The organism is Agrobacterium sp. NPDC089420 (assembly GCF_044900305.1).
Taxonomy (GTDB): Bacteria; Pseudomonadota; Alphaproteobacteria; order Rhizobiales; family Rhizobiaceae; genus Agrobacterium.
This window is the reverse complement of sequence record NZ_JBJDMY010000010.1, coordinates 151630-163145: the sequence shown is the minus strand read 5'-3', so window position 1 is coordinate 163145 and position 11516 is coordinate 151630. Positions and strand designations below refer to the sequence as shown.

Genomic DNA, 11516 nt, shown 5'->3' with positions numbered 1-11516 from the left:
TCACCCTGCCCTGTCTATGGTCACGGCCATATCCGGCTGCAATTCGGGAAAGGGTGCGGTCAGGATCGTTTCGCCATCCTTCAGCCCCGTGGCGATCTCGATCAGGCCGCCGTCGTTCCAGCGGGATCCGAGCGTCACCGTCTGGCGGCGAAGATGGCCGTCCAGCACTTTCAGAACGTGATAACCGGTTGCATCCCTGCGAAGGGCCATGGCGGGAACCACGAACGCATCGTCCTTTTCGCGCAGGAGGATCGACCCGCTGGCGAACATCCCGCCCCACAGCCGCCCGTCGCGATTGGCAAGCCGCAGATAGACGGCGACGAAACGCGTACCCTCCTCGGCAACCGGGCTGATGCGGTCGACGATGCCCGGCACGCTCCGGCCGCTGAGGCCGTCTATCTCCAGTTCCGCCGTCAGGCCCAGTGCAACATGCGGGATGTCGCGGGTGGCGACAAGGACCTTCGCTTCCAGAACACCTGTATCGACCAGCGTCAGAAGCTCGCCGTCGGTGCCGACGCGCGCGCCAGCCTCGGCCAGCCGGCGCGTGATGGTGCCGCTGAAAGGCGCGCGGATTTCCGCATTGCGCAGGGCGAGGCGGGCGATATCGGCCTGTGCCGAAAGGCTCTGGACCCTTGCGGTTTTTACCACCACATCGCTTTTTGCCCTGTCGAGCTGTTCCGCCGATGCGACGTTCTTGGCGGCAAGCTGTTCCGTTCTCGTCAGTGCCCGCATCGCCAGCGTCAACTCGGCTTCGGCCGCATCACGGTCGCTTTGCCGTTGCAGCAGTGCCGATTGCAGATCGTCGGTTTCAAAGCGCACCAGCACGTCGCCCGCCTCTACCGCCTGTCCCTCCCGGACGTCCATGTCGAGGATTTTTCCAGCCTCGCGGGCGCGGATCACAACGCGGCTGACGGGTTGAAGCTCGCCGCTGACGCGGAGCTTTTCCGCCATCCGGCGCGCGCCGACCCGTGCGGTTTCCGAAGCTGTCAGTTCGAACGGAATGCCGGCCGGGCTCATGGCGGCGGTTTCGACGATGCCCTTGACGCGCTCATTGGCATCGACGCCGCCACGCGCCGTATCGAGAGCGTTGACGACGACGACGCAGCCCGCAAGCACGATGCCGGCCCTGATGGTTTTCTTTACCCACATAATCAGTCCTTCCAGGCAGAGCTTTCTCTGCGGCCGCTCGCCGAGCGGTCACGTCGCCTGTTTTCAGGCGGATGGCATCTGGATAGGCGGCCATAATTGCAGCAGCATTACCCTGAACCGCCCCTGCCGCCGCAATGCTGCCGCAACCTTTCTGACAGACAACGGATGGCGAAGGGACGGTGACCGATGAGACTTCTGTTGATCGAAGATGAAAAGGAAATGGCGGATGCGCTGTCGGCAACGCTTGGCAGGCAGGGCATCGTCATCGACCACACGATGTGGCTCGGCGACGCGATGGAGCTGACGCGCCAGCATGTCTATGACGCCATCCTGCTTGACCGCCGTCTGCCGGACGGGGAGGGGCTCGCCTTCATTCCGCAATTGCGCCGGGCCGGCATCGATACGCCGATCATATTGCTGACGGCGATGAACGAGCCGGAGGACCGGATCGCCGGTCTCGATGGCGGTGCTGACGACTATCTCGGCAAGCCGTTCCTGGTCGGCGAACTCCTGGCGCGGCTAAGGGCGGTGCTGCGACGGCCGGCAAGCCTTGCGCCGCCCCAGATCGCCGCGGGCCGCATCGTGATCGATCCGCTCCATCTCAGCGTCACCATCAATTCCGCTCCCTTCGATCTGCCCAGGCGTGAGCTTCTGGTCCTGGTCGCCCTCGCCAAGCGAAAAGGCAAATCCGTGCTGCGGTCCACGCTTGAGGCGGCCGTCTATAATTATGAAGAGGAGATCCAGTCGAACGCGCTCGACGCGCATATATCGCGGCTGCGCAAACGCCTGCTCGACGCCTCGGCCGGGGTGAGCGTGCACAATATTCGCGGCATCGGTTATCTTTTGAAGGAAGAGGCATGACGATGCCGGAAAAATCCAATCCGTCCCTGTGGTGGAAACTGAGCTGGCAGCTCAGCATCGTCCTCTCCGCCATGATCGCCGTCGTCATCGTCGGCCTCTGCGTTTATGGGGTGATGCGGCTTTCCCCCCATATCGGCCTCTGGGACGATCTGTCGTCAACGCTTGAGGAATCGCTTTCGCTCGATCCGCACAAGGGGCTGGTCATCACCGAAGGTCCGGCTCTGCGGGCCTTGAAGGCGCAGAATGAGGAGCTGTGGTTTGTCGCCTCGACGCTGGACGGCCAGACGGCGAGCTATGGCGCGGTGCCGGCCGCTTATGCGGAATTGTCGCGTTACGTACATCTCATGGTGGATGCAGACATTCGCGGCGGCAGCGGCACGTCGCAGGTCGCGCTCGCCGAAAGCGTCGAGACGACGGCGGGGACGATCCGTGTCATGTTCGGCGGCACCTCGCATGTCAGCGCGTCGTTTCTGACGCTGCTTGCCGGCACCTATCCTATTTATGTGCCGCTGCTGGCGTTCCTGTTGCCGGCGGTGTTCTTCTCCGTGCCGCGCATCGTGCGCCGGGCGCTTGCCGGCCTCAATTCGGTTGTCAGGAAAGCACCCGAGATCGACCCGCGTCGGCCCGGCTCCAGACTTCCCGTCGAAGACGTACCGCGGGAGGTGGTGCCGCTGATCCATGCCTTCAACAGCATTCTCGAACGGCTTGAAGAGCAGTTCCGGGCACGGCAGCGTTTTCTCATCGATGCCGCGCATGAGCTGAGAACGCCGATTGCGATCATGCAGACCCGGATAGAGGGCTTGCCAGGACCCGAGCAGGAGCGCCTGATGGGGGATGTCGCGCGGCTCGGCCAAACGGCCGAACAGCTTCTGGCGTTCGAACGAAACGACCAGGTGAACGACCGGCGGGAGACGCTGGATCTGGTCGAGATGGTGCGTATGGTCGTTGCCGATCTTGCACCGCTCGCGCTCTCGGCCGGCTACGATATTTCCTTCGAGACGCAGATCGCGCAGCATGAGATGCAGGGCAATCCGATTGCCCTGCCGCGCGCCATCGGCAACATCATCCGCAATGCCATCGACCACGGCGGCAACAGGGGAATGATCCATGTATCGGTTCTTGGCGATGGCGAGATCGCCGTTTCCGACGAGGGGCCGGGAATACCGGAGGATCAGCAGGAGCGGATTTTCGAACCCTTTTATCGCATCACGCCGCGCAGCACCGGGGCGGGGCTGGGGCTCAGCCTCGTAAAACAGATCGTCGCCAATCACCATGGCCGGATCTTTCTCGAAAGCGGTGCTTTCGGAAGCACGTTCCGGGTTCGTTTTTGATTTCGCTCCGGCGCCGGTGCCGATCCCTTGGCCCGTGATTGTAATGTTGCCGCAATTCTCGCCGTCGTAGCGTGCGGGGCACAGGATCAACCATGCCAACCGGAGTACACGCAGTGAAACAACCGCGGAACCTGTTTTTCCAGGCTTGCGGCGGCAGGGCGGCGCGCCGCCGCCATGTCGCTTTGGCCACCTTGCCCTTCGCCATCATCATGTCCGGCTGCGCTTCCGTGCCGCTGAAGGAAGGCGGCACGCTGACCTCCTATGCGCAGCTCGGCCCCGCCAAGGGCAAGTTCACCAAATCACGGACCTTCGTGGATGCCAAGGGTCTGGCCGCCGTCAAGACCGTCACGATCGTGCCCACCGCCTTTTCCTTCACCGCCGCTTCCCGGGTGCCATCAGAAAAGGATCGGGTGCTTGTTTCAAATGCGCTGGACCGTGCGGTCTGCATCGCGCTTAGCGACAAATACCGGATCGCCGCCTTCGGCCAGCCGGCGGACATGACGGTCCGCGCGGTCATTACCGATCTGGTGCCGACCGACAAGACCATGGCCGGGGTGTCGACGGCCGTTTCGCTCGGCACCAATCTCGTCCTGCCTGTCGGGGTGCCACGCCTGCCCGTAGGTCTCGGCGGTCTGGCTGTCGAGGCGGAGGCGGTCGATCATGCCGGCGTCCAGCGTGCCGCTGCAGTCTGGTCGAAGGGCGCCAATTCCCTTGCCGACAATGCCCGTGTTTCGGAAATCGGCGACGCCTATGGGCTTGCCGCCGATTTTGCCAATTATTTCGCCCGGATTGTCGTGACCGGCAAGGTCTCCGACGGTCTCGACATTTCGATCCCGTCAGGGCACCGCATGCGTTCGGCCCTGGGCGGCAAACCGAAATATGCCGAATGCGACGCCTATGGCCGCTCACGCGGTCTGCAGGGCATGGTGGCCGACCAGTTCGGCGCGCCGCCCGAATGGACGGACAGGCAGGCAAGGGCAGCTGCACGATAGGGTCTGTCGTCACCCCTGCGCATCGCATGTTACGATGCGCAGAAGGGGGGCGGCTATGAGGCGAGGCCGAGTTTCTGAAGGCCGCAGTCGCGGACGATTTCCGCGATATGGGTGAACTGGGCCGAAAGCGGATTGCTCTTGCGCCAGACCATGCCGATGGTGCGCGAAGGGCGCGGTTGCGCCAGCCGGAACACCGACACCGTGGATTGCCGCGTTTCCATATCGACCGCCATCTGCGGAATGAGCGTGACGCCGATGCCGGCGCCGACCATCTGCACGAGGGTGGAGAGCGAGCTGCCCTCCATCAAGACGCGCGGCGGCGCATTCGTCGTGCTGCAGAAGGAGAGCGCCTGGTTGCGGAAGCAATGGCCTTCCTCAAGCAGCAGCAGCCGCATCTCGCCCAGCTTGTCGGCGCTCGGCACCGGCATGCCCGCATCCTCCATCGGCCGCACCAGAATGAACTCCTCCGAAAACAGCGGCACTTCCTCAAGCGCCGGTTCCGATACGGGCAGGGCGACGATCGCCATGTCCAGCCGGGCTTCGAGGAGGTCCTCGATCAGCTTCTGCGTCACCGCCTCGCGCGGGCGCGCCTCGAGCCCTGGATAATGCCGGGTGAGCGTCTTGATGACCTGCGGCAGCAGATAGGGCGCGACGGTCGGGATGACGCCGATGCGCAGCCGGCCGCTGAGCGGGCCTTGGCCTGCCCGCGCCAGATCCTGCAGCTCATCCACGGAGCGCAGGATGGAGCGGGTGCGCTCGGCAAATTCCTCGCCGAGCGTCGTCAGTCGGATCTGGCGGCTGCCGCGTTCGACGAGCGGCGCGCCGATCAGTTCCTCGAGCTCGCGGATCTGCAGCGACAGCGCCGGCTGAGAAATGGCGCATGCTTCCGCCGCCCGGCCGAAATGGCCGATCTTGGCGAGCGCGTCGAAATAACGGAGATGTTTCATGGAAAGCGCAATCATAAGCTTAGCATATCGCAGCCTTTAGAATATACAATTGGAAATTATGGAACCCGGCTGTTAGTCATCTTCATGACAGAAAGAAGCTGTAGCTGTGAGAGATCACCAGCGTCGCTGCACGGTTTTCCCAAGACCTGCCGCTGGCGCTGGCCTGGAAGGCTGCACATGTCGAACTGATTATTTCGTTTAATTGCTAAACCCATCGGAGGGCGAAATGGACGCAACTTCAAAACCGGCCGGCAAGTGTCCCGTCATGCATGGAGGCAACACGGCCTCCGGTAAATCGGTGACCGAGTGGTGGCCGAACGCGCTGAACCTCGACATTCTGCATCAGCACGACACCAAGACCAATCCGCTCGGCACCTCCTTCAATTACCGCGAGGCGCTGAAGACGCTCGACGTCGAGGCCCTGAAGGCCGATCTGCGCGCCCTGATGACCGACAGCCAGGACTGGTGGCCGGCCGACTGGGGCAGCTATGTCGGCATGATGGCGCGTGTGACCTGGCATGCGGCCGGTTCCTACCGCGTGACGGACGGTCGCGGCGGCGCCAACACCGGCAACCAGCGTTTTGCGCCGCTCAATTCCTGGCCGGATAACGTCAACACCGACAAGGGCCGGCGCCTGCTGTGGCCGATCAAGAAGAAATACGGCAACAAGATTTCCTGGGCCGACCTCATCGCGCTTGCCGGCACCATCGCCTATGACGTCGCCGGTCTGAAGACCTTCGGTTTCGCCTTTGGCCGCGAAGACATCTGGGCTCCGGAAAAGGATACCTATTGGGGCGACGAGAAGGAATGGCTGGCGCCGAGCGACGGCCGCTACGGCGACGTGACCAAGCCCGAGACCCTGGAAAACCCGCTTGCCGCCGTGCAGATGGGTCTCATCTACGTCAATCCGGAAGGCGTCAACGGCAAGTCCGATCCGCTGGCGACGGCGGCGCAGATGCGCGAAACCTTCGCCCGCATGGGTATGGACGACGAGGAAACCGTGGCTCTCACCGCCGGCGGCCACACCATCGGCAAGTCGCACGGCAATGGCAGCGCGGCCAACCTCAGCCCCGATCCGGAAGCCGCAGGCCCGGAATATCAGGGTCTCGGCTGGATCAATACCAAGGGCCGCGGCATTGGCCGTGACACCGTGGTATCGGGCATCGAAGGCGCCTGGACGAGCCAGCCGACCAAGTGGGACAACGGCTTCTTCGACATGCTGTTCAAGCATGAATGGACCTTGACGCACAGCCCGGCCGGCGCATCGCAATGGGCGCCGATCACCATCGCCGAAGAGGACAAGCCGGTCGATGTCGAGGATGCCTCGATCCGCACCATCCCGATGATGACCGATGCCGATATGGCCCTGAAGGTCGATCCGATCTACCGCGAGATTTCGTTGAAGTTCAAGGATGACCAGGACCACTTCTCGGACGTCTTCGCGCGTGCCTGGTTCAAGCTGACGCATCGCGACATGGGGCCGAAGTCCCGTTATTTCGGTCCGGATGTTCCGGCTGAAGACCTGATCTGGCAGGATCCGGTGCCCGCTGGTTCCACGAACTACGATGTGGCCGCCGTCAAGGCGAAGATCGCTGCTGCCGGCCTGCCTGCTGCCGAGCTGGTTGCGACGGCGTGGGATAGCGCCCGCACCTTCCGCGGTTCGGACAAGCGCGGCGGCGCCAATGGCGCACGCATTCGCCTCGCACCGCAGAAGGATTGGGAAGGCAACGAGCCCGCCCGTCTTTCCCGCGTGCTTTCGGTTCTTGAGCCGATTGCCCGTGAAACCGGCGCAAGCATCGCGGATGTGATCGTTCTGGCCGGCAATTACGGCGTGGAGCAGGCGGCGAAAGCGGCCGGCTTCGATATCGCCGTGCCTTTCGCGGCCGGCCGTGGCGACGCTTCCGCCGAGCAGACGGATGCCGACAGCTTTGCCCCGCTTGAGCCGCTGGCGGATGGTTTCCGCAACTGGATCAAGAAGGACTATGTCGTCAGCCCCGAAGAGCTGCTGCTCGACCGGGCGCAGCTTCTCGGCCTCACAGCGCCGGAACTGACCGTCCTCATCGGCGGCCTGCGCGTCATCGGCGCCAATCATGGCGGCGCGGCGCATGGCGTCTTCACCGACAAGCCGGGCGCGTTGACGACGGACTTCTTCACGACCCTGACGGATATGGCCTATTCCTGGGTTCCGACCGGCAACAATCTCTACGAGATTCGTGACCGCAGGACCGGAGCCGCCAGATATACGGCAACCCGCGTCGACCTCGTGATCGGGTCCAACTCCATCCTGCGCGCCTATGCGGAAGTTTATGCCCAGGACGACAACCGCGAAAAATTCGTCGGCGACTTCATCGCCGCCTGGACGAAGGTGATGAACGCCGACCGTTTCGACCTGCTCTAAGCAGAATGGCGACTATCCGATAAAACGACACCTCCCCGGGCGATCGGGGAGGTGTTTTTTGACGTCGTCGCAGCCGTCCCGATGCCCGTTTACCCTCCGGGGCAAACCGGGGATTACGCCTGTGGATGCGGGTCTGGCGGCTGTCGCAATCGGCGGCGCTGTCAGCGTCGGTCGGACGACGGCGTCGGCTGGTCATGGGCCGGTTTTTCGGCTCCTCCCGACGGGGCTTTGCCGCCTTTTTCGTTCTCATGCGCATCCGGCCCGGCAACGATGACGCCGTGGCCCTGTTCTTCGCGTTTCTTGTCGGCGAAATCGCCTGCTTCCTTCTTGCGATCCATGTTCATCTCCCGTGTTGAGGTCCTGTCAGGGATTCAACGGGCAGTGCGGGCGGAGGTTCCAGAACTGTCGCGCAACTCAATGTTTCTCTTTATAACGATCTTTGCTATTAACATGAATTGATAAGTCATGTTATTGCCGGGGCGCGATGTCTGGCGCGGCGTTGGCCGTTTGCCGCATCTCCAACCTCGGCTCGACAACCGGACGGTAACCACATTGAGTTTCTGGCATTCCATGACCTGGCACACGGAAGGCATCAGCGTCACCGCGCCGGTCAAATGGCGCCAGTTTGACGGGCTGGTCAGCGCCTTCTGGGAGGCCGAAAGCCAGATGGGGGCGAAGGGCTATTATCTGGCTGCCGATCCCCGCATCATGATTTTCTTCAACGATGTCTCGTCGCGGATCCGGATTTCCAACCGCGACGGTGAGCTTTCGCAGCATTCACGGCCAATGACGCGGGCGGTCTATGTGCCGGCCGGCGTGCCGATGTGGACGAGCAGCAACGCCACACATCGCTTTTCCCATCTCAACCTGCATATTCACAAAGACCGGCTTTTGCGTTTTCTGGCGCCGTCGGTGGGCGGTTCGGCCGCCATGACGGCGCTGCGCCGCCCGGTCGAGATACAGGATATAGGTGCGGTGGAAACGCTGGCAGGCCTGCTTGTCGATGAACTGGCCGAGCCTTCGAAACATCCACTTTATGCCGAAAGCCTGGTCGGCGGCATCGTCGCCGGATTGCTGGATATTCCGGGACCCACGCCCGAGCAGGCCAATGGCAGGCTGACGCAGGCGCAGATGAACAGGCTGCTCGCCCGTGTCGAAAAACGCGGCGACGACCGTATGACGGTCGCGGAAATGGCCGATATTGTCGGGCTGTCCGAAAGCTGGTTCGCCACCGTGTTTCGCCAGACCACGGGCAAGACACCGCTGCAATGGCAGCTGGAACGGCGTATCAATGTCGCCCAGAAACTCCTGCTGGAAGGTGATCTCACGGTCGCCGATATCGCCGTGCAACTGGGTTTTTCCGATCAGGCCCATCTGACCAAGGCCTTCCGCCAGTCGGTGGGCAATACGCCGGCCGCCTGGCGGCGCATGCATAGATTGCTATGAACGGGCGCGTCTTGCCGTTTACGCGCAGCGGTTTGGCGCAATTCCACAAACGTTGCTCAACATCATCCTCGGACTTGTCCCGAGGATGACGTTGAGCCTTAGGAAAATTATGCAATATACTGAAAAATATTGCTAATCTTGGCGTTCACCACGTCTTGCGCAGCGTGACGGAGAACGCCCTGCCGGGATTGTAGAAGTCAGCGCCGAACCCGCCATAAGCCACGTGCTTTTCGTTGAAGAGGTTGGAAACGTTGACATCGAGTGAGGCGGTCTCCTGGATCTTGTAGCTGAAGGCCGCATCCACGGTCACGCTGCTGCCGGTTTCCACCTTGTTGGCATTGTCGAAATAATAAGCGCCGGTGTAGCGGCCGCCGAGACCAAAGGTCATGTCGCCGAAATGGTCGTTGCCGGCCAGCGTGTAGTTGACCCACAGCGAAGCCTGGTGCTCGGGCACGAATTGCGGCCGGTTGCCGACATTGCCGCCCGTGCCGTTTTCGGTGATCTCCGCATCGAGATAGGAATAGGCTGCCGTCAGGCTCAGATTGTCCGTCACTTCCGCCTTGGCCTCCAGATCGAGACCGCGCACGCGCACTTCGCCGATCGTGGTCGGCAGGTTGGTGATCGGGCTGGTGACAGTGATGTTGTTTTTCTTCAGGTCGTAGATCGAGGCGGTAAACAGGGCGGGGAAAGCCTCTGGCCGGTATTTGATGCCAAGCTCGATCTGCTCGCCGCGCTCTGGTTCAACGGTGAGGCCCGATGCCGGCACGACCGATTCGGCGTAGCTGATATAGGGCGCGATCTCGCTGGTGACCTTGTAGGACACGCCGATGCGCTTGGTCAGTTCGCTGATGTCGCCGCTCGCCGTGGTGCCGTTCAGGCGGTTGGTCTGGTCGGTGTCGATCCAGTCGTTGCGCAGGCCGGCGCTGACGATCAGCCTGTCGAAGAAGGTCAGGTCCTGTTGCAGGTAGATCGCCTTGCTCTTCTGCTCCGTCAACGAGTTGGCGTAAAGCGGCACCGAGGCGGGCGCGCCGGTATAGACCGGGTTTGTCCAGTCTATGCTGGGGGCTGCGCCGAAGTAGCTTTTGCTGCCGGATGAGTAGTCGTTGTAATAAACGCCGACGAGGCTGCGGCTTTCGACATTTTCCAGACGCGTGTCATATTGCAGCCGGGTGTCGATCAGGAAGTTTTCGGTTTCGGTGTCGTTGCCGAAAAACGCCCGGTCGGCGATGGTCGAACCGTTGGTCGGCGTCGACGAGATATAGGCGTAACCGAAATCGGTATTGGTCTTGCTGTAGCGGGCATTGGAGCTGAGGGTCAGGCCCGAGCCGAAATCGTGATCGAACATCACGCTGACCGAATTGCGGTTTGTGCCGCGATAATTGTAGTCCGGTTCGCCGAAGAAGCGGCTGCGGTCAAAATGCGAGCCGACCGGATGGCCACCGCCGCCGGGAACGCCGTCCTTGTTGAGATGATCGAAAACCACCGTCAGGTTGGTGACGTCGGTGGGGCGCCAGGTCAGGCCGCCCATGAAGAATTTCTCGTCGTCGCGGGAATAGTCATATTCCGCATCGGCATTTCTGAGCTTGCCGGTCAGGCGATAGGACAAGGTGTCGTCGCTGGTGATGTTGTCGCCGAAATCGAAGCCGGTTTCAGCACGGCCATAGGAACCGCCGGTGACATAGGCTTCGCCGAAGCGGCTGCGTTTCGGCACCTTGGTGGAATAATTCACCGAGCCGCCGGGATCCGAGACGCCGAAGGTGGTGGAGTTGCCGCCCTTCAGCACTTCCACGCGCTCATAGGCGTAGGTCTCTTCCCGCAGCGCGCCGAAGGGGCGGCCGAGGGTGAGGCCGTCGCGATAGGTATAGGCGTCGAAGCCGCGAATCTTGAAATAGTCGAAACGGTCGTCGGAGCCGTAGAAATCGGTGGTCACGCCGGCTGTATATTGCAGCGCCTCTTCGACGCTCTGTACGCCGCGCTGCTGCATTTCCTTGGCGGTGATGACGGAGACGGAGGCGGGCGTGTCGAGAATATCGGTCGCCATCTTGCTGCCGCTTGTCGTGCGGGTGGCGACGATCGACTTCTGGTCATTGTCGCCGCTGTCGATGGTGATGCGTTCCAGAACCGTGCTGCCGCTTGTCGTGGCAGCCTCCTGCGCCAAAAGGGGGGCGGGCAGGGTGGCGGCAAGCGCCGTGCAGGCCAGCAGGGCCGCTTGCCGGTAACGACGTCGCGCGGTTGTGCGGTTTCTGCCTTCGATTTCGATGTTCATTGGTACGTCCCAGAAGTTGATGTCCCGATCGCCGCTTCCACGGCCCACTCTCGAAGCGCCCAATAACTTGAGAAAGTTTGTCCGGTATTGTAACTTTTTGCGGTTTTGTACAAAACCCCGGAAATT

At 62.2% G+C, this 11516-nt stretch carries 9 protein-coding genes; 5 read left to right on the top strand and 4 right to left on the bottom strand.

The window, feature by feature from the left end; translation table 11 throughout:
• Nucleotides 1-1149, bottom strand: coding sequence for an efflux RND transporter periplasmic adaptor subunit (locus ACI2KA_RS16845; RefSeq protein ID WP_404503607.1), 1149 nt, complete (start codon nucleotides 1147-1149; stop codon nucleotides 1-3).
• A gap of 186 nt (nucleotides 1150-1335) precedes the next feature.
• Here ACI2KA_RS16845 and ACI2KA_RS16840 point away from each other — a divergent pair, with 186 nt between their 5' ends.
• The 3 genes from ACI2KA_RS16840 to ACI2KA_RS16830 all read left to right on the top strand — a co-directional run bounded on the left by ACI2KA_RS16840 (nucleotide 1336) and on the right by ACI2KA_RS16830 (nucleotide 4333).
• On the top strand, nucleotides 1336-2010 hold the full coding sequence (locus ACI2KA_RS16840) for a response regulator transcription factor (RefSeq protein WP_404503606.1): 675 nt from the start codon (nucleotides 1336-1338) through the stop codon (nucleotides 2008-2010).
• Nucleotides 2007-3341, top strand: a complete 1335-nt coding sequence (locus ACI2KA_RS16835; protein WP_404503605.1) for a sensor histidine kinase — start codon at nucleotides 2007-2009, stop codon at nucleotides 3339-3341. Before ACI2KA_RS16840 ends, ACI2KA_RS16835 begins: the two co-directional genes overlap by 4 nt.
• A gap of 92 nt (nucleotides 3342-3433) precedes the next feature.
• Nucleotides 3434-4333, top strand: a complete 900-nt coding sequence (locus ACI2KA_RS16830; RefSeq protein ID WP_404503604.1) for a DUF3313 domain-containing protein — start codon at nucleotides 3434-3436, stop codon at nucleotides 4331-4333.
• A 53-nt stretch (nucleotides 4334-4386) separates the two neighbouring features.
• Here the strand turns inward: ACI2KA_RS16830 and ACI2KA_RS16825 are convergent, their stop codons facing one another.
• Nucleotides 4387-5295 (bottom strand): LysR substrate-binding domain-containing protein, encoded by a 909-nt coding sequence (locus ACI2KA_RS16825; RefSeq protein WP_404503603.1) that lies wholly within the window; start codon nucleotides 5293-5295, stop codon nucleotides 4387-4389.
• Nucleotides 5296-5506: 211 nt separating this feature from the next.
• On the opposite strand from ACI2KA_RS16825, the gene katG reads away from it, so the two are divergent.
• Nucleotides 5507-7678: a catalase/peroxidase HPI gene (katG, locus tag ACI2KA_RS16820; RefSeq protein WP_404503602.1), complete on the top strand. Its 2172-nt coding sequence runs from the start codon at nucleotides 5507-5509 to the stop codon at nucleotides 7676-7678.
• A gap of 161 nt (nucleotides 7679-7839) precedes the next feature.
• Here katG and ACI2KA_RS16815 read toward each other — a convergent pair whose 3' ends face one another.
• Entirely contained in the window at nucleotides 7840-8016 is a 177-nt protein-coding gene (locus ACI2KA_RS16815; RefSeq protein ID WP_404503601.1) for a hypothetical protein, read from the bottom strand.
• Nucleotides 8017-8230: 214 nt separating this feature from the next.
• On the opposite strand from ACI2KA_RS16815, the gene ACI2KA_RS16810 reads away from it, so the two are divergent.
• Entirely contained in the window at nucleotides 8231-9124 is an 894-nt protein-coding gene (locus tag ACI2KA_RS16810) for a helix-turn-helix domain-containing protein (protein ID WP_404503640.1), read from the top strand.
• A gap of 145 nt (nucleotides 9125-9269) precedes the next feature.
• Here the strand turns inward: ACI2KA_RS16810 and ACI2KA_RS16805 are convergent, their stop codons facing one another.
• Nucleotides 9270-11390, bottom strand: a complete 2121-nt coding sequence (locus tag ACI2KA_RS16805) for a TonB-dependent siderophore receptor (protein ID WP_404503600.1) — start codon at nucleotides 11388-11390, stop codon at nucleotides 9270-9272.
• Nucleotides 11391-11516: the final 126 nt, after the last annotated feature.

Coding starts and splice junctions, on each gene's coding strand:
- ACI2KA_RS16845 (WP_404503607.1), bottom strand. CDS start 1,149: ATGTGGGTAAAGAAAACCATCAGGGCCGGCATCGTGCTTGCGGGCTGC.
- ACI2KA_RS16840 (WP_404503606.1), top strand. CDS start 1,336: ATGAGACTTCTGTTGATCGAAGATGAAAAGGAAATGGCGGATGCGCTG.
- ACI2KA_RS16835 (WP_404503605.1), top strand. CDS start 2,007: ATGACGATGCCGGAAAAATCCAATCCGTCCCTGTGGTGGAAACTGAGC.
- ACI2KA_RS16830 (WP_404503604.1), top strand. CDS start 3,434: ATGCCAACCGGAGTACACGCAGTGAAACAACCGCGGAACCTGTTTTTC.
- ACI2KA_RS16825 (WP_404503603.1), bottom strand. CDS start 5,295: ATGATTGCGCTTTCCATGAAACATCTCCGTTATTTCGACGCGCTCGCC.
- katG (WP_404503602.1), top strand. CDS start 5,507: ATGGACGCAACTTCAAAACCGGCCGGCAAGTGTCCCGTCATGCATGGA.
- ACI2KA_RS16815 (WP_404503601.1), bottom strand. CDS start 8,016: ATGGATCGCAAGAAGGAAGCAGGCGATTTCGCCGACAAGAAACGCGAA.
- ACI2KA_RS16805 (WP_404503600.1), bottom strand. CDS start 11,390: ATGAACATCGAAATCGAAGGCAGAAACCGCACAACCGCGCGACGTCGT.